This is a genomic window from Cereibacter changlensis JA139 (assembly GCF_003034985.1).
Classification (GTDB): domain Bacteria; phylum Pseudomonadota; class Alphaproteobacteria; order Rhodobacterales; family Rhodobacteraceae; genus Cereibacter; species Cereibacter changlensis.
Genome location: NZ_PZKG01000023.1, coordinates 1 through 23577, shown reverse-complemented (window position 1 = coordinate 23577; position 23577 = coordinate 1). Strand labels below are relative to the sequence as shown.

26 protein-coding genes, 2 tRNA genes and 1 pseudogene are annotated in these 23577 nt (G+C 66.7%); 13 read left to right on the top strand and 16 right to left on the bottom strand.

Annotation, left to right across the window (positions count from 1 at the left end; all coding sequences use genetic code 11):
- Positions 1–253: 253 nt before the first annotated feature.
- Entirely contained in the window at positions 254–901 is a 648-nt protein-coding gene (locus C5F48_RS07390; RefSeq protein WP_107663263.1) for an invasion associated locus B family protein, read from the top strand.
- A gap of 52 nt (positions 902–953) precedes the next feature.
- Here C5F48_RS07390 and C5F48_RS07385 read toward each other — a convergent pair whose 3' ends face one another.
- From C5F48_RS07385 to C5F48_RS07370, 4 genes are read right to left on the bottom strand one after another with little or no spacing between them, the layout of a single operon-like run.
- Positions 954–2174 carry a beta-ketoacyl-[acyl-carrier-protein] synthase family protein gene (locus C5F48_RS07385; RefSeq protein ID WP_107663262.1) on the bottom strand — a complete coding sequence of 407 codons (1221 nt, stop codon included), beginning with the start codon at positions 2172–2174 and terminating at the stop codon, positions 954–956.
- Positions 2171–2437: an acyl carrier protein gene (locus C5F48_RS07380; protein ID WP_107663261.1), complete on the bottom strand. Its 267-nt coding sequence runs from the start codon at positions 2435–2437 to the stop codon at positions 2171–2173. Before C5F48_RS07380 ends, C5F48_RS07385 begins: the two co-directional genes overlap by 4 nt.
- A gap of 36 nt (positions 2438–2473) precedes the next feature.
- Complete coding sequence (locus C5F48_RS07375; RefSeq protein WP_107663260.1) at positions 2474–3556, bottom strand: UDP-3-O-(3-hydroxymyristoyl)glucosamine N-acyltransferase; 1083 nt, start codon at positions 3554–3556, stop codon at positions 2474–2476.
- Between the two features lie 46 nt (positions 3557–3602).
- Entirely contained in the window at positions 3603–5204 is a 1602-nt protein-coding gene (locus tag C5F48_RS07370) for a L,D-transpeptidase family protein (RefSeq protein WP_107663259.1), read from the bottom strand.
- A 316-nt stretch (positions 5205–5520) separates the two neighbouring features.
- On the opposite strand from C5F48_RS07370, the gene mepK reads away from it, so the two are divergent.
- The gene (mepK, locus tag C5F48_RS07365) at positions 5521–6087 is read left to right on the top strand and encodes a peptidoglycan L,D-endopeptidase MepK (RefSeq protein WP_107663258.1); all 567 of its coding nucleotides are present in this window, start codon (positions 5521–5523) and stop codon (positions 6085–6087) included.
- Positions 6088–6141: 54 nt separating this feature from the next.
- Here mepK and C5F48_RS07360 read toward each other — a convergent pair whose 3' ends face one another.
- Both C5F48_RS07360 and C5F48_RS07355 read right to left on the bottom strand, forming a co-directional pair.
- On the bottom strand, positions 6142–6888 hold the full coding sequence (locus C5F48_RS07360; RefSeq protein ID WP_107663257.1) for an RlmE family RNA methyltransferase: 747 nt from the start codon (positions 6886–6888) through the stop codon (positions 6142–6144).
- Positions 6885–8021, bottom strand: a complete 1137-nt coding sequence (locus C5F48_RS07355; RefSeq protein WP_107663256.1) for a Ppx/GppA phosphatase family protein — start codon at positions 8019–8021, stop codon at positions 6885–6887. The genes C5F48_RS07360 and C5F48_RS07355 overlap by 4 nt, the downstream gene beginning before the upstream one ends.
- A 291-nt stretch (positions 8022–8312) precedes the next feature.
- Between C5F48_RS07355 and C5F48_RS07350 the strand changes: the two genes are divergently transcribed.
- From C5F48_RS07350 to C5F48_RS07310, 9 genes are all read left to right on the top strand, one after another.
- Positions 8313–8609: a virulence factor gene (locus C5F48_RS07350; protein ID WP_107663255.1), complete on the top strand. Its 297-nt coding sequence runs from the start codon at positions 8313–8315 to the stop codon at positions 8607–8609.
- Between the two features lie 28 nt (positions 8610–8637).
- A complete protein-coding gene (locus C5F48_RS07345; protein WP_107663254.1) occupies positions 8638–9555 on the top strand; it encodes a methylenetetrahydrofolate reductase in 918 nt (305 codons plus the stop codon).
- Between the two features lie 15 nt (positions 9556–9570).
- Complete coding sequence (locus C5F48_RS07340; protein ID WP_107663253.1) at positions 9571–10551, top strand: methyltetrahydrofolate cobalamin methyltransferase; 981 nt, start codon at positions 9571–9573, stop codon at positions 10549–10551.
- A 37-nt stretch (positions 10552–10588) separates the two neighbouring features.
- Positions 10589–10816, top strand: a complete 228-nt coding sequence (locus C5F48_RS07335; RefSeq protein ID WP_107663252.1) for an N-(5'-phosphoribosyl)anthranilate isomerase — start codon at positions 10589–10591, stop codon at positions 10814–10816.
- A 204-nt stretch (positions 10817–11020) separates the two neighbouring features.
- On the top strand, positions 11021–13054 hold the full coding sequence (locus tag C5F48_RS07330) for an ASKHA domain-containing protein (RefSeq protein ID WP_107663251.1): 2034 nt from the start codon (positions 11021–11023) through the stop codon (positions 13052–13054).
- An 81-nt stretch (positions 13055–13135) separates the two neighbouring features.
- Positions 13136–13672, top strand: coding sequence for a sigma-70 family RNA polymerase sigma factor (locus tag C5F48_RS07325; RefSeq protein WP_107663286.1), 537 nt, complete (start codon positions 13136–13138; stop codon positions 13670–13672).
- Positions 13669–14331 (top strand): anti-sigma factor, encoded by a 663-nt coding sequence (locus tag C5F48_RS07320; RefSeq protein ID WP_170139565.1) that lies wholly within the window; start codon positions 13669–13671, stop codon positions 14329–14331. Before C5F48_RS07325 ends, C5F48_RS07320 begins: the two co-directional genes overlap by 4 nt.
- A 103-nt stretch (positions 14332–14434) precedes the next feature.
- Positions 14435–14989 carry a fasciclin domain-containing protein gene (locus C5F48_RS07315; RefSeq protein ID WP_107663249.1) on the top strand — a complete coding sequence of 185 codons (555 nt, stop codon included), beginning with the start codon at positions 14435–14437 and terminating at the stop codon, positions 14987–14989.
- A 192-nt stretch (positions 14990–15181) separates the two neighbouring features.
- Positions 15182–15255, top strand: a tRNA-Gly gene (locus C5F48_RS07310).
- Between the two features lie 511 nt (positions 15256–15766).
- Here C5F48_RS07310 and C5F48_RS07305 read toward each other — a convergent pair.
- On the bottom strand, positions 15767–16198 hold the full coding sequence (locus C5F48_RS07305) for an autotransporter outer membrane beta-barrel domain-containing protein (protein ID WP_107663248.1): 432 nt from the start codon (positions 16196–16198) through the stop codon (positions 15767–15769).
- A gap of 176 nt (positions 16199–16374) precedes the next feature.
- The gene (locus C5F48_RS25100) at positions 16375–16956 is read right to left on the bottom strand and encodes a hypothetical protein (RefSeq protein ID WP_146603640.1); all 582 of its coding nucleotides are present in this window, start codon (positions 16954–16956) and stop codon (positions 16375–16377) included.
- A 125-nt stretch (positions 16957–17081) separates the two neighbouring features.
- Between C5F48_RS25100 and C5F48_RS07295 the strand changes: the two are divergent.
- Together C5F48_RS07295 and C5F48_RS07290 are read left to right on the top strand one after the other, a co-directional pair.
- Positions 17082–17141 (top strand): annotated as a pseudogene (locus tag C5F48_RS07295) (hypothetical protein); the annotation flags it as partial.
- Positions 17142–17154: 13 nt separating this feature from the next.
- Positions 17155–17706 carry a tyrosine-type recombinase/integrase gene (locus C5F48_RS07290; protein ID WP_146170567.1) on the top strand — a complete coding sequence of 184 codons (552 nt, stop codon included), beginning with the start codon at positions 17155–17157 and terminating at the stop codon, positions 17704–17706.
- A 61-nt stretch (positions 17707–17767) separates the two neighbouring features.
- Here the strand turns inward: C5F48_RS07290 and C5F48_RS07285 are convergent.
- From C5F48_RS07285 to sufB, 8 genes are all read right to left on the bottom strand, one after another.
- Positions 17768–17844, bottom strand: a tRNA-Arg gene (locus C5F48_RS07285).
- 85 nt (positions 17845–17929) lie between these two features.
- Entirely contained in the window at positions 17930–19150 is a 1221-nt protein-coding gene (locus tag C5F48_RS07280; protein WP_107663245.1) for a cysteine desulfurase, read from the bottom strand.
- A gap of 3 nt (positions 19151–19153) precedes the next feature.
- A complete protein-coding gene (locus C5F48_RS07275) occupies positions 19154–19741 on the bottom strand; it encodes a Yip1 family protein (protein WP_107663244.1) in 588 nt (195 codons plus the stop codon).
- Positions 19732–20214, bottom strand: coding sequence for a YIP1 family protein (locus C5F48_RS07270; protein WP_107663243.1), 483 nt, complete (start codon positions 20212–20214; stop codon positions 19732–19734). Before C5F48_RS07270 ends, C5F48_RS07275 begins: the two co-directional genes overlap by 10 nt.
- Complete coding sequence (gene sufD / locus C5F48_RS07265; RefSeq protein ID WP_107663242.1) at positions 20215–21498, bottom strand: Fe-S cluster assembly protein SufD; 1284 nt, start codon at positions 21496–21498, stop codon at positions 20215–20217. It abuts the gene before it with no gap.
- Complete coding sequence (gene sufC / locus C5F48_RS07260) at positions 21498–22253, bottom strand: Fe-S cluster assembly ATPase SufC (protein WP_107663241.1); 756 nt, start codon at positions 22251–22253, stop codon at positions 21498–21500. Before sufC ends, sufD begins: the two co-directional genes overlap by 1 nt.
- Before the next feature lie 9 nt (positions 22254–22262).
- A complete protein-coding gene (locus tag C5F48_RS07255) occupies positions 22263–22574 on the bottom strand; it encodes a heavy metal-binding domain-containing protein (RefSeq protein WP_107663240.1) in 312 nt (103 codons plus the stop codon).
- Positions 22571–23577: Fe-S cluster assembly protein SufB (sufB, locus tag C5F48_RS07250; protein ID WP_107663239.1), on the bottom strand; the 1007-nt coding region annotated here is incomplete at its 5' end. The genes sufB and C5F48_RS07255, both read right to left, overlap by 4 nt.

Genomic DNA, 23577 nt, shown 5'->3' with positions numbered 1-23577 from the left:
TTGCATCGGCAAGATTCCCGGTTGACGCATGCGAAATTGCTCATTAGCTTCCTCAGGAATGAAGTCGGCCAGTCCGACAGGGAGCAAAACAGATCACGGGAAGGGCCGGACCGCCGGCCCTTTTCCTTTATCCGGATGCCCCTTCTCCTCGCCCCGCTCAGCAGCTTGTCACCGGGCCCCGTGCAATTCGGGCCTGACTTGGCCGGCGCATCATGCTAAACGGCCGGCGACACCATTTGAGGATCCTTCGGGCATGTCGATCACTGATCTTACAAGAGTTTGCGCGATCACCCTGAGCCTCGGGCTCGGCACGGCTGCGGTCGCGCAGGAAACCCCCGCGGCTCCGGCTGCCGAGGCCCCGGCCGCCGAAACCGCTCCTGCCGCCGAGGCTCCCGCCGATCTGAACATGGGCCAGACCGAAGGCCAGCCCGCCGCCGACGGTCCGGGCAGCACCTATGTCGCGGCCACCCATGGCGCCTGGGAACAGCGCTGCATCCGCAGCGAGGACGGCTCCGACCCCTGCCAGCTCTACCAGCTGCTGAAGGACAAGGACGGCAACTCGGTCGCCGAGATCAGCCTCTTCGCCCTGCCCGCCGGGCAGCAGGCCGCCGCCGGGGCGACGATCATCGCGCCGCTGGAAACCCTGCTGACGGCGCAGCTGTCGCTGAAGGTCGATTCCGCCGCCGCCAAGGTCTATCCCTTCACCTGGTGCAGCCAAGTCGGCTGCGTGTCGCGCGTCGGCTTCACCCAGGCCGAAGTGGACGGTTTCAAGAAGGGCAACAAGGCGACGATCACCATCGTCCCGGTGGTGGCCCCGGACGAGAAGGTTCTGCTCGACGTGTCGCTGAGCGGCTTCACCGCCGGCTATGATGCGGTGGCGGCGGCGAACGCCAAGAACTGATCGGGCCAAAGGTCCAAAGACAGACGCCGCCCCTCGGGGCGGCGTTTTGATTTCAGGCCCGGCGCAGCGCCAGCACCGCGTTCAGCCCGCCGAAGGCGAAGGCATTGCTCAGCACCACATCCACCTTGGCGTCGCGGGCGGCGTTCGGCACCACGTCCAGCGCGCATTCCGGGTCGGGCTCCTCGTAGCCGATGGTCGGGGCGATCACCCCGTCGCGCAGCGCCATGATGCAGGCCAGCAGCTCCACCGCGCCGGTGCCGCCGATCAGGTGGCCATGCATCGACTTGGTGGAGGAGATCATCAGCCGGTCGGCATGCGGACCGAAGACATCGGCCACCGCCGCGCATTCGGTCTTGTCATTCGCCGCCGTGCCGGTGCCATGGGCGTTGATGTAGCCTACATCCTCGCCATTCACCCCAGCGTCGCGCAAAGCCCCGGCGATGGCCCGCGCGGCGCCGTGCTTCGAGGGCATGACGATGTCGGCGGCGTCGGAGGTCATGGCGAAGCCGACGACCTCGGCCAGGATCTCGGCCCCGCGGGCGCGGGCGTGCTCGTAATCCTCGAAGACGAAGACAGCCGCCCCCTCGCCTTGCACCATGCCGTTGCGGTTCAGGGAGAACGGGCGGCAGGCGTCCTTCGACATGACGCGCAGGCCCTCCCAAGCCTTGATGCCGCCGAAGCAGAGCATCGATTCCGACCCGCCGGTCAGCATCGCCTTGGTCATGCCGGAACGGACCATGTGGAAGGCCTGCCCCATTGCATGGTTGGAACTGGCGCAGGCGGTGGCCACGGTGAAGGACGGGCCCTTCAGGTGGAACTCCATCGAGACATGCGAGCAGGCGGCGTTGTTCATCAGCTTCGGCACGACGAAGGGATGGACGCGGTTCTTGCCCTCCTCGTAGACGGCGCGGTAATTCTCGTCCCAGGTGTTCACCCCGCCGCCGGCGGTGCCGAGGATGACGCCGGTCTCGTAGCCCAGCCGCCCCTCGAAATTCAGCCCCGATTGCGCCACCGCCTCGCGGGCGGCGAGCAGGGTGAACTGGGTGAACTTGTCGTAGAGCACGATCTGCTGGCGGTTGAAGCGGTCTTCCGGGTCCCAGTTGTGGACCTGGCCGCCGATGCGGATCGACAGCCGTTCCTTGTCGCGGATGTCGAGCTCGGTGATGCCGCAGCGCCCCTCGCGGAACGCCTCCAGCGTGCCGGCCACGTCATGCGCCAGGGCGTTGATCGTGCCGGCCCCGGTGATGACGACCCTGTTGCCGCGGGGGCTCATGCTGCGCGCGCGGCCACCAGCCCCTCGACCGCGGCGACGATGGCGGCGACCGAGGAAATGTCGAAGGCGCTGCTGCCCGGATCATTGGCGTTGAACGGCACCGAGATGTCGAAGGCTTCCTCGATGGCGAAGATCGATTCCACCAGCCCCAGGCTGTCGATCCCCAGATCCTCCAGCGTCGAGGTCATCGTCACGTCCGACGGCTCCAGCACGGCCTGTTCGGCGATGATTGCGATGACCTTTTCCTGTACGCTCCGAGCCATGGCATCCCCCTGATTGTCCTGCGTGATCTAGTCGCTCTACCCGCTGTTTGAAACAGCTTTCTGAAGTGCGGCCACCGTCGCCGCCAGCCGCGGCAGGCGGCGCAGCGCCTTCTGCATCTCGATATGGCTGTCCATCTTCACCGCCGGATAGCCCAGCAGCACCCGGCCCGCGGGGGCGTTGGTCATGATCTTGGTGCCGCCGCCGGCGATCACGTCGTCGCCGACGAAGATGTTGTCCGACACGCCGACCTGCCCGCCCAACACCACCCGGTCACCGATCCGGGCCGAACCTGCGATGCCGGTCTGGCCGCAGAGCAGGCAGTCGCGCCCGACCTCGACGTTGTGGCCGAGGTGCACGAGGTTGTCGAGCTTGGTGCCGTTGCCGATCCTCGTGTCGCGGATCGTGCCGCGGTCGATGGTGGAATTGGCGCCCACCTCGACATCGTCGCCGATGCTGACGCTGCCGAGCGAATGGATGCGGGTCCAGCTCTGCGCCCGGATCTCCTCGCGCTCGCCCAGCGTCTCGCGGATCTCCTCCACCCCGGATTTCTCGGGGGTGACGAAGGAGAAGCCGTCGGCGCCGATCACCGCACCCGGCTGGCAGATGAAACGGTCGCCGATCACCACCCGCGCGCCGATCCGCGCGCCCTGCAGGATCAGCGCATCCGCCCCGATCCGCGCGCCCTCGGCGATGGAGACATGGCTGGCGATGCGCGCGTTCGGCCCGATGCGGACGCCAGCGCCGACGCTGACGAAGGGGCCGATGGCCGCGCCCTCGCCGATCTCGGCCGAAGGATCGACCAGCGCCATCGGGTGCACTCCCGCCGCGATTTCCGGGCCCGCGTCGAACATCCGTGACAGCCCGGCCATGGCCAGCCTTCCGCGCGGCGCGAAGATCGCCGCCTCCAGCCCCAGCGCCTGCCAGTCGGCGCCCTGCCACAGCATTGCGGCCTTCGCCTGCCCCTTAGCGAGCCCTTCGGCATAGCGCGGGTCCATCGCCAGCGCGAGAGCCCCGGCCCCGGCGCTGGCCGGCTCCGAGACGCTGTCGATCCGGCAGTCCAGATTGCCGGCGGCCTCGGCCCCGAGGGCCGTTGCGATCTCGCGGATGGAATGGCTCATGGGCGGCTCCGGCAGCAGGACGGCCCGCTGCCGTCTCTCCTCAGATTTAGCCCTGAAGCGGGCCCAGCACCACCCCGGCGGCGGTCAAAGCTTCGTAAATCACCCCATCGCGGCCATAGACATCGCGACGGTAGTTCATCTTGCCCTTGGCCGAGGAATAGGCGGTGAAATACACCAGATGCACCGGCACCGGCTGGTCCAGCCGCACCACCGTCTCCTTGCCGGAGCGCAGGTGGCCCTGGAACAGCCCCTCCGGATCGTCGGTCTGCGCCGCCAGCAGCGCATAGGCGAAGTCGAAGGGGTCGGCGAGACGGATGCAGCCATGCGAGAAGGCGCGCGCCTCGCGGTCGAACAGCGATTTCGACGGGGTGTCGTGCAGGTAGATGTTCCACTGGTTCGGGAACATGAACTTCACCAGCCCCAGCGCATTGCCGTCCGAGGGCGGCTGGCGCATCGAGAAGGGGAAGTTGCGCGCGTTGTAGGCGTTGAAGTTCACCGCCCCGCGGTTCACCGCCCGGCCGTTGCGGTCGACCAGCACCAGATGGCTCGCCGCATTCGGGTTGCGCTGCATCAGCGGCAGGTATTCCTTGGTGGTGATCGAGCGCGGCACGTTCCACGACGGGTTGATCACCATGTAATCCATCTGGTCGGAGAATTCCGGGCTGCGCATGTCCGGCACGTCCTTGCCGATCACCGAGCGGGTCTCGAAGGTGACCTTGCCCTCGTCGACGATCCGGGTGCGGAAGTCGGTCAGGTTCACCCAGATATGCCGGCGACCGAGGTCGCGGCCCATCCAGCGCTCGCGCTCCATCGCCACCAGCACCGATTTCAGCCGTTCTTGCGGCGGGATGTTGATCTCGGCCAGCGTGCCCTGCCCAGCCACGCCATCGGCCTCGAGCCCGTGATCGAGCTGGAAGGCGGCGACGGCGGCGCGGATGCGCTCGTCATAGACCGAGGTGGCGCTGCGGTCGAGGTAACCCATCGCCATCAGCCGGTCGCGCAAAGCAACCAGCGCCGGCCCGCCCGCGCCCGGCTCCAGCTTGGTCGCCGGCACCTCCGGCCCCCATCCGCCGGACAGCATCAGCCGCTCCAGCCGGATCTTCTCCTTCACCAGCCGGGCATATTCCGGGTCCTTCGGCGGCAGCGACTTCAGGAAGCCCGCCGGGTCGCGCTCGAAGGCGGCGAGGTTCAGCAGCGGGTCCTGCTTTTCCACCTCGCGCTTGATGCCGGGATCGACCTTGCCGGGTTCCAGCACCCCGCTTTGGAGGTCATGCGCATAGGAGACCAGCGCCCGGGTCATCGCCACTTCCAGCCGGCCGCGGTCGCCCTCGGTGGCGGCGGCGCGGAAGCCGGCGATCAGCGCGGCGGCGTCATAGCGCTGCACTGGCAGGCCGTGGTCCGCGGCGCGCGACAGCGCCGACAGAAGCGCCTCGCGCCGCGCCGAATCCTCGGCCCCGGTCCAGAGCGGGCGATAGCCGCGGTCGCGGTAGAAGGCGGCGATCGCCTCGTCCCGGCTGGCGGCTTCGGAGAGCGAGCGGGTGAAAGGCGTGACCTGGGCTTCGGCGACGGCGGCAAATCCGGGGGCGAGGGCGAGGGTGAAAAGCAGGGCTGCCACGGCGGGCATCGGTCGGCGGAAACGCAGGGCCATAAGTTCCTCAAGCAAGTCGGATGCTGGAATAAGTCTGAAGTTCCGCCATTTAAGCCGGCCTGTCCACTCGCCACGGCAGAGAAAGCACAGGTTTTGTTACAAATTGGCCACTGCTCTTCGGAAAGTGATGCCTCCGCTCCGGTTCCCTCACCTTTCAGCGATTTTTTGCCGATCTGCAAATTCCACCCGGGGCGCGGCAATTCTTTACCTTGGGTTGAGGTATAAGCTGTGGCATAGAAGCGAGGCACTTGAGGTTCAAAGTAGCAGTGAAATCGCCGGACAAGGCGGTCACAGACAGCGACGGGACAGGCGCTCCATGACGAAACAACTCACGCAGATCACGCGGCGCGGCCTGTTGGGCGCGTTCGCCGCCACGGCCATGATCGCGGCTCCGACCTACTCGAATGCGTTCGGTTTGCTGCGCGGCGCGGGCGACATCCGCCGGATCAAGATGTATTCGGGCCGGACCGGTGAATCGATGGACACGATCTACTGGATCGAGGGCGAGTACATCCCCGAAGCCATCAAGGAAATCAACCACTTCATGCGCGACTGGCGGTCGAACGACGTGATCCGCATCGACCCGCGCACGGTGGATATCATGGCGGCTTCGCATCGCCTGATGGATGTTTCCGAGCCCTACATGCTGCTCTCCGGCTACCGCAGCCCGGCGACCAACGCGATGCTGCGCTCGCGCTCCAGCGGCGTGGCGAAACACTCGCTGCACCTCGTCGGCCAAGCCGCCGACCTGCGGCTGAAGTCGCGCTCGGTCGGCCAGATGGCCAAGGCGGCGGAGGCCTGCAGTTCCGGCGGCGTCGGTCGCTATTCACGCTCGAATTTCGTGCATATGGATTGCGGGCCGGTCCGGAGCTGGGGCGGCTGATCACCAAAGCCTGACGCAGATGTGATCGAAAGCGGGCGCCTCGGGCGCCCTTTTTCATGCCGGATCGTCGGCCTCGCTCACCTCATCGTGACCACGGCCGCGGAAGCCCATCGCCACCACGAACTTCTCGGAACTGTCTGCCCGGCTCGCCGGCGGCTTCACGTTCGCGACCTTGGTGAAGTTCTTTTTCAGCGTGGTCTGCAGCTCCAGCTCCGCCCCGCCTGCCAGCACCTTGGCGACGAAGGTGCCGCCCTCCTCCAGCACGTCGAAGGCGAATTGCGCCGCCGCCTCGCAGAGCATGATGATCCGCAGGTGGTCGGTGCCCTTGTGCCCCGAGGAGGCCGCGGCCATGTCGCTCATCACCACATCGGCCTTGCCGCCGAGCCAGCCCTTGACCAGCGTGTCGGCATCCTCCGACAGGAAGTCGAGCTGGTGGATCTGCGCGCCCGAGATCGCCTCGACCTCCTGCAGGTCGACGCCCAGCACCGTGCCCTGCGGCTTGTTCTTGCGGTCGCCGAGCGCGTTCACCCGGGTCACCGCCACCTGGCACCAGCCGCCCGGCGCGCAGCCGAGGTCGACCACCCGCGCCCCCGGCTTCAGGAAGCCGAACTTGTCGTCCAGCTCGAGGATCTTGAAGGCCGCCCTGCCCCGGTAACCCTCTTTCTTGGCGCGCTGCACATAGGGATCGTTCAGCTGCCGCTCCAGCCAGAGCGTCGAGGACAGCTTGCGCCCCTTGGCGGTCTTCACCCGCACGCGCAGTTCGCGCTGGCCGCGGCCCGAGTTCGGTTTGTCGGTGGTCATTTGTAAGGTCCGTCTTCCAGAACGCCATCGGCGCTCATCTGAGCATAAAGAAGACCCTCGCGCAGTCCGCGGTCGGCGACCGAAAGCCGGTCGGTCGGCCAGATGCGCATGAGGGCCTGGAGAATCGCGGCGCCCGACATGATCAGGCTGTGCCGGTCGCGCCCGATCCGCGGATCGGTGCGGCGGCCTTCGGGGCCGAGGGCGAGATAGTCGCGGATCACCGTGTCGATCTGGTCCGACGACATGTGCAGCCCGTCGACCTTGGTCCGGTCATAGCGGCGCAGCCCGAGGAACGAGGCCGCCACCGTCGTCACCGTGCCGGAGGTGCCGATGATCTGGAAACCGGCGCGCGGGTTTTCGGCGTTGTAGGGCGAGAAGCTGGCGAGATTCTCCTCGAAGAACCAGCTCATCAGCGCGAAGCGGGCGGCATCGTCCTCGACGTCGATGAACTGGTCCTTCAGCGTCGCCACGCCCAAGGGCACCGAGATCCAGTCCACCACCCGCGCCGCGCCCTCGCCCTGCGGCGTGAAGCCGGCATGCAGCCGCATGATGGCGCGCGGCCGCTCCTCGGGCGCAACGGAGGACAGGTCGATCCACACCAGCTCGGTCGAGCCGCCGCCGATATCGACGACCAGCAGTTGCTCGGTGCGCCTGCTCACCAGCGGCGCGCAGGAGATCACGGCCAGCCGCGCCTCTTCCTCGGGGGCGATGATCTCCAGCGCCAGCCCGGTCTCGCGCTTCACCTGACGGATGAAGTCGCGGGCATTGCGGGCGCGGCGGCAGGCTTCGGTCGCCACCAGACGCATCCGGCGGACATCGTGTTTCTCGATCTTCTTCTGGCAGATCCGCAGCGCCTGGATCGTGCGCCCCATCGAGGCGCGCGAAAGCCGGCCGGATGCCTCCAGCCCGACGCCAAGCTGCACGGTCTTGGAAAACGAGTCAACGACCTGAAACTGACTGCCCCTCGGCTGGGCAATCAGCATGCGGCAACTGTTCGTGCCAAGGTCGAGAGCAGCATAAAGCTGCCCCGGACCGAGGTGCGGGGTGGCGGAAGGTTCAACCGGGGTGTCGACGACCGTGTCGCTCTCATCCCCCGGGATCGCGTCCGCACCCCTGGGACGCTCGGGCGTCATCTGTCGCCCTCCATTCATGGTTGCCTCCAGAGTAGTCGCGCCACGCCCCCTCCGCAAGCGTGGATCGCGCCGCCTGCTTGGGCCTCCCCGCGTCGTGAACCGGCCTGGCTCATCATCTGCATGAGGATTTTTCCGATTGCGCCGGGTCGCGGCGGGCCCCGCGGCGCGCTAAGACAGGCAGGCGCCGACCGGCGTCGGGACCGCTGTCGCTCCGTGATTGCGGGATGTCGAAAACCGGCCGCGGATGTCGGAAATTGGCCCGTAGAAGGGGCGAGGAAGAGGAATCAAGCAATGCCCGACGTGACGGTGGTTTACTGGCGAGACATCCCGGCCCAGGTGATCGTGGGCAAGGGCCGGCGCGGCGCGAAAGTGCAGATGACCGAGCGCTTCGAGCAGGCCATCGACCGTTGCGCGATGAAGATCGGCGCGAAGGACGCGGATGCCTATCTCGCCGAATGGCGCAAGGCCGATCCCTATTCCGTCGAGGGCGAGCAGGAGGCGGTCGCGGCCGCCGAGGCCGCGCGTCTCGAGACAGAATACGACACCGCGCGTCTGAAGACGCTGATCGCAAATGACGGCTGGGCCTGACCTTCCCCGCCGCCTCAAGGAGGCCGCTATGGCGCTGTTCAACTTCCGCCGCGAGGCGCCCTCTGCTCCCGCCGCCAGCGCGCCCGTCGAGGCGCTGCTGAAAGGCTATTCCATCGAGGTGATGCCCCGCACCGCCGAGAAGGTCGAGAATTTCCGCGACCTGCTGCCGGAAGGCACCCGGGTCTATGTCGCCCATATCGAAGGCACGCCGATCGAGGACATGGTGGCGACCGCCAAGCGCGTCGCCAGCGAAGGCTTCCCGGTCATGCCGCATTTCCCGGCGCGGATCATCAAGGACAAGGCGACGCTGGCCGACTGGATCGCGCGCTACCGGGGCGAGGCCGGCGTGACCCAGGCCCTGCTGCTGGCGGGTGGCGTGAAGCAGCCCGTGGGTGATTTCCACTGCTCGATGCAGCTGATGGAGACCGGGCTCTTCGACGGTTTCGAGCGGCTGCATGTGGCGGGCCACCCCGAGGGCAACAAGGACATCGATCCCGACGGCTCCGACCGGATGGTGATGGAGGCGCTGCGCTGTAAGCAGGCCTTCCACGAGCGGTCGGATGCGAAAATGGCGATCGCCACCCAGTTCTGCTTCGAGGCCGATCCCGTGATCGCCTGGGCCGAGCGTCTGGCGCAGGAAGGTATCGACCTGCCGATCCATATCGGTGTGGCGGGCCCGGCCAAGCTGCAGACGCTGATCAAGTTCGCCATCGCCTGCGGCGTCGGCTCGTCGCTGCGCGTGCTGCAGAAGCGGGCGATGGATGTGACGAAGCTGCTCGTGCCCTACGAGCCGACCGACTTCGTCGCGGGCCTCGCCGCGCACAAGGCGAAGAACCACGGCTTCGGCATTGAATCGGTTCATTTCTTCCCGCTCGGCGGGATCAAGACGAATGCCCAGTGGGCCAAAGACAATGGCGGCGCTTCCGGCGTCCCGGCAAACTCCTGAGAAATAGGTTGAAGCATGACCCGTACAATCATTGAATCGAAAACGAAAACCGTTGTCATCGGCTTCGACGAACCCTTCTGCGTGATCGGCGAGCGGATCAATCCCACGGGTCGCAAGAAACTCGCCGCCGAGCTTGAGCTGGGCGATTTCTCCACCGTCGAACGCGACGCGCTGGAGCAGGTGGCCTGCGGCGCCATGGTGCTCGACGTGAACTCCGGCGCGGTCTTCACCAACAAGATGGCCGAAGACCCGCGCTATGCCGACAACAACTTCGTCGAGCCGCCGCTGATGCGCGAGCTGATCCTGCGGATCCAGGCGATCACCGACGTGCCGCTCTGCATCGACAGCTCGGTGCCCGGCGCGCTGGAAGAAGGGCTGAAGGCCTGCGAGGGCCGCCCGCTGCTGAACTCGGTCACCGGCGAGGAGGAGCGGATGGAACTCGTCCTGCCGCTGGTGAAGAAATACAACGTGCCGGTGGTGGCGATCTCCAACGACGACACCGGGATCTCGGAAGACCCGGACGTGCGTTTCGCCGTGGCCAAGAAGATCGTCGAGCGCGCCGCGGATTTCGGCATCCCGGCGCATGACATCGTCGTCGATCCGCTGGTGATGCCGGTCGGCGCCATGGGCACGGCCGGGCAGCAGGTCTTCGCGCTGGTGCGGCGGCTGCGCGACGAACTGGGGGTGAACACCACCTGCGGCGCCTCCAACATCAGCTTCGGCCTGCCGCATCGCCATGGCATCAACGCGGCCTTCCTGCCGATGGCGATCACCGCCGGCATGACCTCGGCGATCATGAACCCGGTGCGCCTGCAGGAGATGGAGGCGATCCGCGCCGCCAACTTCCTGATGAACCACGATCCGAACGGCGGCGAATGGATCCGCTTCGCCAAAGTGCTGGAAGCGGTGCAGGCCGGGGCGAGCTTCGCCGAAGCCTCGGCCGCGGCTTCCTCGGCGGCCTCGGGGCGGCGCGGCGGGCGCAAGTCGCGCGGCTGATAACCCGATCTTTACCATGGGGCGGCAGGATCGCCCCATGGACCAGCCCTGTCGCATCACCGACCCCGAGACCTGGATCGCGCTGATCTTTGCCGCCAAGGCGGCGAAGGACGGTGTGATCCGACGCAGCATCAGTTGGGTCGACCGCGAGGTCGGGCGGGACCGCTTCCTGTTCGAGGTGCGCAGGCGTGGGTTTCACCTGCTGATGGCGGGCGATCAGTTCGTCATCGTCTGCGATCCGCGCCCGGTGCATATCCTGTTCTGAGGATTTTCTGCGAAAATCCTCGCAGGCGTGTTTTCTGCGAAAACACGAACTCCGATCTTTCGCAGAAAGATCGCCCCTTGAAGTCTTCGCAGAAGACTTCACCTTCGGGCGCAAGGCGACCACGACCTGCCGCGTTCAGGCATTGCGCCGCCCCGCCCGCCTTCTAAAAGGAAGGCTGTTCCGCTCCCCTCCGATGAGGCCCCCATGACCGACGCGCTTGTGATCTTCACCCCCTCCGGCAAGCGGGGGCGCTTCCCGCTCGGCACGCCGGTGCTGACGGCGGCGCGGCAGCTGGGCGTCGATCTCGACTCGGTCTGCGGCGGCCGCGGCATCTGCTCGAAATGTCAGGTCTCGCCCGGCATGGGCGAATTTCCCAAGCATGGCGTGACGGTGGACGCCGATGCGCTCTCGCCCTGGAACGCGGTAGAGGAGCGCTACAAGACGAAGCGTGGCATGCTCGACGGGCGGCGGCTCGGCTGTCAGGCGCAGGTGCAGGGCGATGTGGTGATCGACGTGCCGCCGGAGAGCCAGGTGCACAAGCAGGTGATCCGCAAATCCGCGACCCAGCGCGACATCGTCATGGACCCGGCGACCCGCGCCCTCTTCGTCGAGGTGGCCGAGCCCGACATGGAGGAACCATCCGGCGATTTCGAGCGGCTGTCGCAGGCGCTCGCCGAGCAGTGGGGCATCACGGATGTGCGGGCCGATCTCGCGCTCTTGCGCCGGCTACAGCCCGCGCTGCGCAAGGGCGAGTGGAAGGTGACCGTCGCCGTCCACCGCGGCAACCACGATGCCGCGCCGCGGCTCCTGGACATCTGGCCCGGGTTCCACGAGGACGGGCTCTACGGCCTGGCGATCGATCTCGGCTCCACCACCATCGCCGCCCATCTCTGCGATCTGAGCGACGGGCGAGTGCTGGCTTCCTCGGGGGTGATGAACCCACAGATCCGCTTCGGCGAGGATCTGATGAGCCGCGTCAGCTACGCCATGATGAACCCCGGCGGCGATGTCGAGATGACTGCCGCCGTCCGCGCCGCGCTGAACACGCTGGCTTCCGAGATCGCCAGGGAAGCGGGCATCGACCCCCAGTCGATCTACGAGACGGTCTTTGTCTGCAACCCGGTGATGCACCACCTCCTCCTTGGCATCGACCCGGTGGAGCTGGGTCAGGCGCCCTTCGCGCTGGCGACCTCCGGCAGCATGAGCCTTGCCGCCCGGGATCTCGCGTTGACAGCCGTCAACCCCTCGGCGCAGGTCTATATCCTGCCCTGCATCGCCGGCCATGTCGGCGCCGATTGCGCGGCGGTGGCGCTGTCGGAAGAGCCGGGCAAGTCGAAGGACATGGTGCTGATCGTCGATGTCGGCACCAATGCCGAGCTGCTGCTCGGCAACGAGACCCGCGTGCTCGCCTGTTCCTCTCCCACCGGCCCGGCCTTCGAGGGGGCGCAGATCTCCTCCGGCCAGCGCGCCGCGCCGGGCGCCATCGAGCGGGTGGAGATCGATCCGGTGACCAAGGAGCCGCGCTTCCGCGTCATCGGGTCCGATCTCTGGTCCGACGATCCGGGCTTTGCCGAGGCGACGAAGGCCGTGGGTATCAGCGGCATCTGCGGCTCGGGCATCATCGAGGCGGTGGCGGAGCTGCGGCTGGCCGGACTGGTCGATGCCGGAGGCCTGCTCGGCTCGGCGGAACAGACAGGGACGGCGCGGATGCTGCCCTCGGGGCGGACGCATTCCTACCTGCTGCATGACGCCAGCGCCGAGGGCGGGCCGCGGATCATGGTGACGCAGGGCGACATCCGGGCGATCCAGCTGGCGAAATCTGCGCTTTATGCCGGGGCGCGGCTGCTGATGGACGAAATGGGCATCGACAAGGTCGAGAAGGTCGTGCTGGCCGGGGCCTTCGGCGCGCATATCAGCCCGAAACACGCGATGGTGCTGGGGATGATCCCGGATGTGCCGCTCGACCATGTGATCTCGGCCGGCAATGCGGCGGGCACCGGGGCGCGGATCGCGCTGGCCAGCGTCGCCGCCCGCGATGCGATCGAGGCGACGGTGCATGAGATCCACAAGGTCGAGACCGCGATCGAGCCGCGCTTCCAAGAGCATTTCGTCAATGCCAACGCGATCCCGCATGCGGTCGACGCCTTCCCCGAGCTGCACAAGATCGTCACCCTGCCCGAGGTGAGCTTCAACACCGGCGGCGGCGGCGGCGCCGGGGCGCGGCGGCGCAGATCGTGATCGGCCGAGGGCAGGTGACGGCTTGTCATCCGCCCTCCAATCCCCGATCAAGGGGCAGGCTCCACAGGCACCGGGATGGGCATGACAGACGATCCGCTGGCCCCGCTCATGTCGCGCATCGCCGCCCAGGACCGCGCCGCCTTTCGCGCGCTCTATTCCGCGGCCTCGGCGAAACTCTTCGGCACGCTGCTGCGTATCCTCGGAAACCGGAGCGAAGCGGAGGATGCGCTGCAGGAGGTCTTTACCCGTGTCTGGCTGAAAGCCGCCCGCTTCGATCCGGAGCGGGGCCGGGCGATGACATGGCTGATCGCCATCGCGCGCAACCACGCGATAGACCGGCTGCGCGCCCGCCCCGACCGTGAGGACGGCGAGGAGACCGAGCAGCTTGCCGATGAGCGGCCCGGGGTCGAGGCGGGGCTGATCGCACGCGGCGAGGCGCGGCGCGTAGTGGAATGCCTCGAAACGCTGGAGCCCGACCGGGCCGAGGCGGTGCGCGGCGCCTATCTCGGCGGGCTGTCCTATCAGCAGCTTGCCAGCCGCTTCGACGTGCCGCTGAACACCATGCGCACATGGCTGCGCCGCAGCCTGCTGCGGCTGAAGGATTGTCTGGACGGATGAGCGACGCACGGGATCAGGAGCGGGACGAGGGCGAGGCGCTGGCGGCGGAATACGTGCTGGGCACACTTGAGCGTGCCGAGCGCCAGCGCGCCGAGGCGCTGATCCGCAGCGATGCGGGTTTCGCAGCCCGCGTCGCCCATTGGGAGCAGCATTTCGCGCCGCTGAACGACGCCTACCCCGAGGTGCCCGCGCCCGATCTGCTGCCGGTGATCGAGGCGCGGCTCTTCGGTCTGCCCGCGCCGCGGCGGCGCTTCGCCTTCCTGCGCTTCCTCGCTGGCGCCGGCGCAGCGGCGGCCTTGGCCTTGGCGGTCTTCATCGCGGTCGATCCGCGACCGGCGGCCCCTGCCCTCACCGCGACGCTCAGCGCCACGGCGGAGCCGCTGACCTTCGCCGCCTCCTATGATGCGGCGACCGAGGAGCTGACCGTCACCCATACCGCCGGACCGAACCCCGGGGCGGACAGCAGCTATGAGCTCTGGGTGATCGTCGGAACCGGGGCTCCGGCCTCGCTCGGCCTGATCGACGCGCAGACCGTGACGCGCAGCCTGCCCGCGCTCACGCCCGGCGCGACGCTGGCGGTCAGCCGCGAGCCCCTCGGCGGCTCGCCCGACGGCGCGCCGACCGAGGTTCTGGTCTCGGGCGTGGTCACGTCTTCCTAACGAAGCCGTGATAATCGGCCCGGGATGAAACTCCGGGGGAGAAACCTCCGTAGCTTCGTCGTGAGGCAGGGAATGGCCCTGCCAGCCACCCGGAGGAACCCCTATGACCAACGCATTCCGTTTCGCATCCCTGACCGCCGCCGCCGCGCTCTTCGCCGGGGCGGCCTTCGCCGCAAACCCGATGGTCGGCGGCGCCGAAATGTTCGAGGACAAGAACATCGTCGAGAACGCGGCCAATTCCGCCGATCACACCACGCTGGTCGCCGCCGTCACGGCCGCCGGTCTGGCCGAGACCCTCTCGGGCGAAGGCCCCTTCACCGTCTTCGCGCCGACGAACGAGGCCTTCGCCAAGCTGCCCGCCGGCACGGTGGACAACCTGCTGAAGCCCGAGAACAAGGAAATGCTGACCAAGATCCTCACCTGCCACGTGGTCGCCGCCGATGCGATGTCGGATGCGATCACCAAGATGGTGACCGATGATGGCGGCAAGCACACCGTCACGACGGTCGGCGGCTGCGAATACACCGCCATGACCAAGGACGGCATGGTGATGCTGGAAGACGGTCAGGGCAATGTGGCTACGGTGACCATTGCCGATGTAAAGCAGTCGAACGGCGTGATCCATGTGATCGACACGGTGCTGCTTCCCGCGATGTGAGGCCCGCCAGGGTCCACCGGCCGGGGACCGCGGGCGGGCGCTCACACCCGACCCGCGCTCCGGATCTGTCCTCGCCGGGCTCCTGCCCCCTGGCCGGCGAGGAAGGGGCCGCGTCTCCGGCGCGGCCCCCTCATTTTCCCGCCTCGACCCCGCTTGACGAAGCCTCTCCGCTGGCTTAGGTCAGTTCCTGTCGCGGGTGTAGCTCAATGGTAGAGCAGCAGCTTCCCAAGCTGAATACGAGGGTTCGATTCCCTTCACCCGCTCCAGCATCCCCCTGGGTAACGGTCTGATATTGTTGGGGTCTGGCACGTTTGGTGTGCCGTTACACAAAATTTTCGCTGATCGCAGACCGGCGGGAATCGCAGTTACTCGGCGGCAGCTGGGGACGGAGTCCCAGAATACCCCCCAGACTTCCGCGCACATCATCTGACCGCTTCCCCGGGTCCCGCGGGCCTGCCGCTCGACTGGATCACGGTACCTTTCGCCTGCCCAGGTCAAGACCAGGAGGCTATACTCGCCTAAGGACTGGCCGCGGCCCACGACGCATCTTTTGATTAAGAACGGGCTGAGCGGCTGCAGTCCCTGAAAGCAGTCGTTCAGCCCGTTCTGCAGCAAAATGCCCCCATCATCAGAGCCGTTCATATCCCCCTCTGCTACGAGTAATTGGCGACAATGAACCGAGCACCGTAGCGTCGCAATTAGCGATACTGCTTTTGAAAGAACGCCGCCCACGGGATGTCAATCCCCGGGGCGGCGCTTGAGAGTTTTGCGGTCCGATCAGAAGCTTGCGGAAATCCGCAGCATGGCGGACTGCTCGTTGCCCTCGTCATTGAAGCGGCCGCCGTAGGCTGCGGCAATGGTGACGCCCGGCGCGACTTCGCCGGAGAGACCGAACTCCAGGGTCGCGTATGCGCCCTGGTCATTCTCCACGATGCTGCTGTAACCAGTGCCGGAACCGGCATAGCTGGTCAGGATCGAGCTGTCGCCGCTGAGGTTCGCGCCCACGCCTGCGCCAAGGAAGCCGTTCAGCAGCGTGCCGCCCACCGTCGTCCAGGAGGCGGTGCGCCGAAGCCCGGCGTGGATGTCCGTCTTCTCGATGTCGTAGGACGGCACGACCAGGTTCGCCGCACCCGCGGCGCCCCCGGTGTAACCATCGACATCCGTATGGGAGTAGGACAGACCGGCATAGGCGCCCAGACCGGAGACCATGGAGCGCAGATCCTTGGCGAGTTCGATCTTGCCGCCGAAGCTCTTGCCCTCAGCATTGGCGGAAGCTGTCGCCGCACCTGCAGTGCGCTCGTAGCTTCAGTCTTCGGTCGAGGCGAAGACACGGCCGGAGAACGACAGGCCCGGACCAAGATCCATGCGCATGTAGGGCGACATCGTCACCTGCCGGCTGTCGATCGACGAGCAAAGATCGCCGATCGAGCCGTCGGCCCGGCTGAGACCGAGCGCAACGCCCGCGACCAGAGCCGTCGACAGCTCGCTCTCGATGCCGAGGCCAAGCACGTCGCCATCATAGTCGAGCTTGCCCTCTTCGAGGTCCTGCAGCCCGGGGCCAGGCCACCGAAGAGATAGGCCATATTCGCGCCGTCGGCGGAAAGCGCCGCCCGGCCGCCCGAGGTCGAGAGAGCGATCGTCGCGGCGCGAATGCCATCATCACCGCGCTGGGTAGCCGGTTCTGCCGCCTGTTGATCCACCCGCTGCGTCTGCCAGAGAATACGGTCAAAAGCACTGTGCATGTCGAAGGAGAGGCTGCTCGCGGCAGAGGCCGCGGGAAGCGCGCCGTCAAGCTTGACGTTCCAGTTCACAAGCGTTGCGATCTGGTCGGGAGTGAGGCCGGTAAACACCGGGCTGTTCACATAGAATTGGCCGCCCGCAATGGCGCGAGCCACATCTGCGGCATAAGCTGCGTCGGTCTCGTCGTCGCCCCGCGCCTCGTCACCACACAGGACGTTGAAGTTCATGATCGACACGGTCTCGCCGGAGGCCACGGTGAGCTGCTGCCAGTTTCGTGGACACGAAGATAAGATCGTGACCAAGGAACTGGAGTGCAGATACGACGAGACGGAAGTTCAGCCGTGAGTTTAAAATCGAGGCCGTTAGACTGGTGAGGGACCGTGGCGTAGCGGTAGCGCAGGCGGCCCGTGACCAAGCAGCGGGCGATGACACGCAGCGAGGCCGCGAAGTTCATCCGCGCCGCTCGCGCCCGAGAGCAGCATCACATCGCTCGATTCGTCCTGATCGCGCTCTACACCGGCACCCGGAAGGAAGCGATCCTGAACCTGCGGCTCGGCGGCCCCAGCACCGTGGGCGGCTGGATCGACCTTGAGGCCGGCGTGATCTACCGCCGCGGATCTGGTGAGCGGGCGACGAAGAAGCGGCGCACCCCGGCGAAGCTGCCCCGCCAGATCCTCGCCCATGCGCGGCGCTGGAAGGCATCCGGCAGCACTTGGGCCATTGAGTGGCGGGGCTCGCGCGTGGCGGACATCAAGATGGCTTGGGGAAAGATCGCGGTCGAGGCGGAGCTGGGATGGCATCCGACGCCGCACACCCTGAAGCACACGGCGATCACCTGGGCGATCCAGCGCGGCGCGAGCATCACGGATGCCGCTGGCTTCTTCGCCACCTCGACCGAGACGATCGAGCGCGTCTACTGGCACCACAGCCCCCATTTCCAGGAGGGCGCGGTGCGCGCAATGGAAGCGAGACGGTAGGATTCGGGGGCAATCGAGGGCGAAACGAGGGCCAGCAGGTTGCCGGAGGTCTGCTAAGTGTTGGTGCACCCGACAAGATTCGAACTTGTGGCCTCTGCCTTCGGAGGGCAGCGCTCTATCCAGCTGAGCTACGGGTGCGTCGCAGATGCGTATAGCCAGTTGCTCGGCGGGCTGCAACATCAAGAGTGCGGCCCGCGCGAGTTTCGTCGGCGCGGGCGGCGCGTCAGCCGAACAGCTCGTGGCAGAGCTCCAGCGCCTCGACCAGCACGTCGACCTCCTGCACCGTGTTGTAGAGCCCGAAGGAGGCGCGGCAGGTGGCGCCGACGCCCATGTGGGTCATCAGCGGCATGGCGCAATGGGTGCCGGCGCGGACGGCGACCCCCTTCTTGTCGAGCACGGTCGAGATGTCATGCGCATGGGCCGCGCCCTGCAGCGTGAAGGAGAAGATCGCCCCCTTGCCCGCCGAATTGCCCTGCACATTCAGCCAGTTCAGCCCGGCGAGACGATCGCGGGCATAGTCGCGCAGCGAACGCTCATGCGCCGCGATCTGGTCCATCCCCAGCGTCATCATGTAATGCAGCGCCACGCCCATGCCGATCTGCTGCACGATGCCCGGGGTGCCGGCCTCGAAGCGCATCGGCGGGGTGTTGTAGCTCACGGCGTCGCGGCTGACCTCGTGGATCATGTCGCCGCCGCCGAGGAAGGGCCGCATCTCGGCCATCCGCTCCGACCGGATGAAGATCGCGCCGGAGCCGCTGGGGCCGTAGAGCTTGTGGCCGGTGATGGCGTAGAAGTCGCAGCCGATCGCCGCCACGTCGACCGGCATGTGCACCGCCGCCTGCGAGCCGTCGGCCAGCACCGGCACGCCCTTCTCGCCCGCCCCCGCGCAGATCGCCGCCACATCGACCACCGAGCCGAGCACGTTCGACATATGCGTCACCGCCACCAGCTTGGTGCGCGGCCCGATGGCGTCGAGCACCGCCTGCGGGTCGAGATCGCCATTGGCGTCGACATCGACCCATTTCAGCACCACGCCCTGCCGCTCGCGCAGGAAGTGCCAGGGCACGATATTGGCGTGATGCTCCATGATCGACAGCACGATCTCGTCGCCGGGCTGCAGCCGCGGCGCGGCCCAAGCGTAGGAGACGAGGTTGATCGCCTCGGTGGTGCCGGTGGTGAAGACGATCTCCTCCGGGGAAGGCGCGTTGAGGAAGCGGGCGACAGTGCCGCGCACCGCCTCGTACTTGTCGGTCGCAAGGTTCGAAAGATAGTGCAAGCCCCGGTGAACATTGGCATATTCATGGCTGTAGGCCCGGGTCATCGCGTCGATCACCACCTGCGGCTTCTGCGCCGAGGCCCCGTTGTCGAGATAGACCAGCGGCTTGCCGTTCACCTCGCGCGAGAGAATCGGGAAATCGCTGCGGACCGCGGCCACGTCATACATCGCTCAAACCCCTTGGGCCGCCATCAGCGGCATCAGAAACAGCGCCAGCACGAAGGACAGCGCGAACATCGTCAGCAGGATGCCGGCGAAAACCTTGCCCAGCGAGCGGAAGCCATGCAGCTCCGCCACAAAATTGGTGAGCAGCCAGAAGAACAGCGCGATCCCGGCGATGCCGATGATCTCGGAGATGAAGGGCGCGACCAGTTGCGTCGCCAGTTGCACCGCCTGCACCAGCAGCAGGATGAATTGCAGCCAGCCAACCAGCAGCAGCGCATCGGCAAAGCTGCCCTTGCCGCCGCGCCAGCGGCCAACCTGGGTCATCACTCCGACCAGCAGCAGCAGTGCCGCGCTTTGCAGACCGGCGCTGACCAGCGGGCTTTGCGCGCCCCCGCCCAGCATCTCGCGCATCTCGGCCGGCAGCAGCGCGATGGAGACCGAGGTCAGCAGCGCTGCGCCGATGGCCACCAGCAAGAGCAGGCTCCAGCGCGCGTCGTTCGGCAGGTTCAGCGACAGGACGGCCCGCGCCCCCTCGCGCGGCTTCTGCACGGTGAAGCGGGCGAGTTGCAGGATCGAGCCGAAGGTCAGCTCCATGTTTCGGCCTCGATCAGCATGACGATCCAGAGAATGGCGAAGGCGGCGAAGGCGAGCCCGCCGACCAGCAGGCTCTGCGCGCCCGAGCCGGTGAAGCCGAGCGTCAGCCCGTGCAGCAGCATCAGTGGCGAGGTGGCGAGCAGCGCCATGAACAGCGCGAGCCTTGCGCTGTAGAAGCTGCCCTTGCCGCCCAGCAGCATGGCGACGCCGCGGCTGATCGCGGCCAGCAGGTAGAAGACCGGGATCATCGCCAGCAGCGCCAGCCCGGTGGCGACCATGCCCTGCACCAGCGGCACGTCCGGCCCCAGCACCGACTGGCGCGACAGCCGCGGCCATTGCGCGACGAAGGCCAGCACGAGGAAGACCACGAGCAGGCTGAAGGCGAAGGGCTCGGACCGGCCGCGCGCCAGATGGCTGGCGATCACCTTGCGCGGGTGTCGCCAGCTGGCCACGATGTCAGATGTGACCGACATTCAATGCTCGTGGCTCGCAAGCCAGTCTTCCAGCCGCTGCCGGATGTCCTCGGCGATGCCCTCGTCCTCGATCTCGGAAATGGCTTCGGCGAGGAAAGCCAGCACCATCAGCGACTGCGCCTGCTTCAGCGGCACGCCGCGCGAGCGCAGGTAGAACAGCGCCGTGTCGTCGATCGCGCCCGAGGTCGAGCCATGCGAGCATTTCACGTCATCGGCGTAGATCTCCAGCTCCGGCTTGGCGAGGAACTGGCTGTCCTCGTCGAGCAGGAGCGACTGGCTGATCTGGTAGCCGTCGGTCTTCTGCGCGCCGGGCTTCACCAGGATCTTGCCCTGGAACACCCCGGTCGCGCCGTTCTTCAGCACCTTCTTGAAGACCTGCCGGCTTTCGCAGCGCTGGCCCTCATGGGTGATGAACACGGTGTCGTCGTGGTGGAACATGCCGTCGCCCACCGCGGCGCCCGCGACATGTGCCACGCAGTCGTCGCCGACCAGCTCCAGCACCGCCTCGTTGCGGGTCATCACGCCATTGGCGGTGAGGGTGAAGCTCTTGAACAGGGCCTCCTCGGCCAGCCGGGCGAAGATATGCGTCGCGGCGCGGCGGTCCTGATCCGGGCCCTGGGCGCGGATGTGGTGGAAGCGGCCGCCCTCGGCCACGTCGACCTCCATCACCTTGGTGAAGCGCGCAGCGGCAGGACCGCTTTCCAGCACCGTTACCTCGGCCCCGGCCTCGACCCTGATGCAGTTGTGCAGGATCACGTCGGAAGTATCTGATTTATGGACATAAACCAGCGCGATGGGCTTCGCCGCCTTGGCCGTCGCGCGGATCAGCACGCCCTCAGTGGAGAAGGCGGTGCCGAGCGCCGCCAGCGGCCGCTGCACCGGGGTCTGGCCCCGCGCCTCGAGCACGCCGTAGATGTCGCGCGCCCAGTGGATGTCGCTCTGCGCCTGCGACAGCAGATCGATCTCGACGCCGGAAAGCGCCAGATCGTCCGAGGCCTCGGCATCGAAGACGCCATCGACGAAGACCAGCTTCAGCCGGTCGATCGCGTCGAAGACCATCGTTTCGGCCGTGTCGACGAAGACAGGCGCCGGCAGCGGCTCGGGCGAGGTCAGCGAGGACGGGTGGGTGTAGCGCCAGTATTCGTCGCGCCGTCCGGGCATCCCCATGGCGCCCAGCCGTTCCAGCGCGTCGAAACGCGCCGGGGCCTGCCAACCCTCGTTCGGGAAGGACAGCCCGGCGATCCGCGCCTCCAGCGTGTCCTGCTTGGCTTGCGCCACAGCCATCACACCACCTCCGAGAGGATGTCGGCGTAGCCGTTCTTCTCGACTTCCAGCGCCAGTTCCGGCCCGCCGGTCTTCACGATGCGGCCGTTGGCCATGATGTGCACCACGTCCGGGTGGATATGGTCCAGCAGACGCTGGTAATGGGTGATGACGAGGAAGGCGCGGCCCGCGTCGCGCAGCGCGTTCACGCCGTCGGAGACCAGCTTCATCGCATCGACGTCGAGACCCGAGTCGGTCTCGTCGAGGATGCACATGCGCGGCTCCAGCATGGCCATCTGCAGGATCTCGTTGCGCTTCTTCTCGCCGCCCGAGAAGCCCACGTTCACCGGGCGCTTCATCATGTCGGCGTCGATCTTCAGCGCCTTGGCCTTTTCGCGCACCAGCTTGAGGAAGTCGCCGGCGCTCAGCTCGTCCTGCCCGCGCGCCTTGCGCTGCGCGTTCATCGCGGTGCGCAGGAAGGTCATGTTGCCCACACCCGGGATCTCGACCGGATACTGGAAGGCGAGGAACAGGCCGGCTGCGGCGCGCTCTTCCGGTTCCATCTCCAGCAGTTCGGCGCCTTCGAGCTTGGCCGAGCCCTCGGTCACGGTATAGCCGTCGCGGCCCGCCAGCACATAGGAAAGCGTCGACTTGCCGGAGCCGTTCGGCCCCATGATGGCATGGACCGAGCCGGCCTCGACCTTCAGGTCGACGCCGCGGAGGATAACCTTGTCCTCTTCCTCAAGTTTCACATGCAGGTTGTTGATCTCAAGCATATTTTTCCCTCAGGCAATGGTAACGGCAGTGCCGGAGGCCGACACCATCAGCATGTTGTTGATGACCTCGTAGTCGAGATCGACTCCCACCACGGCATTCGCCCCGGCGGCACGGGCCTGGTCTTCCATCTCGGCCAGCGCGGTCTTGCGCGCCTTGCCGAGCTCTTTCTCGTAAGCGCCCGACCGGCCGCCCAGAATGTCGGTGATCCCGGCGAAGAGATCGCGGATCACATTGGCGCCGAGGATCGCCTCGCCGCAGACGATGCCATGATATTCGGCGATCAGATGACCCTCGATATTCGGCGTCGTCGTGACGATCATCCCACCGATCCTTCGAGGCTGATCGCCACCAGCGCCTGCGCTTCCATGGCGAATTCCATCGGCAGCGCCTGCAGCACTTCCTTGCAGAAGCCGTTCACCACCAGCGCCACCGCCTCCTCCTCGTCCATGCCGCGCGACCGGCAGTAGAACAGCTGGTCGTCATCGACCTTGGAGGTCGTCGCCTCGTGCTCGACGCGGGAGGAGTTGTTCTTCACCTCGATGTAGGGAACAGTATGCGCCCCGCATTTGTCGCCGATCAGCAGGCTGTCACACTGGGTGTAGTTGCGCGAGTTGGTCGCCTTGGGGTGCATCGACACGAGCCCCCGGTAGGTGTTCTGCGCTCGCCCCGCCGAGATCCCCTTGGACACGATGCGCGAGCGGGTGTTCTTGCCGAGATGGATCATCTTGGTGCCGGTATCGGCCTGCTGCGCATTGTTGGCGATGGCGATGGAGTAGAACTCGCCTTGGCTCGCCTCGCCGCGCAGGATGCAGGACGGGTATTTCCAGGTGATCGCCGACCCGGTCTCGACCTGGGTCCACATCACCTTCGCCCGGTCCTCGCGGCAGTCGGCCCGCTTGGTGACGAAGTTGTAGATGCCGCCCAGACCGTTCTCGTCGCCCGGATACCAGTTCTGCACCGTCGAGTACTTCACCTCGGCATCCTCAAGGATGACGATCTCCACCACCGCGGCGTGCAGCTGGTTGGTGTCGCGCTTCGGCGCGGTGCAGCCCTCGAGGTAGCTCACGTAGGAGCCCTTGTCGGCGATGATCAGCGTCCGCTCGAACTGGCCCGTGTTCTCGGCGTTGATACGGAAATAGGTCGACAGCTCCATCGGGCAGCGCACGCCCGGCGGGATGTAGACGAAGGAACCGTCCGAGAAGACCGCCGAGTTCAGCGTGGCGAAGAAGTTGTCCGACTGTGGTACGACCGAGCCGATGTATTTCTTCACCAGCTCCGGATGCTCGCGCACCGCCTCGGAGATCGAGCAGAAGATCACCCCGG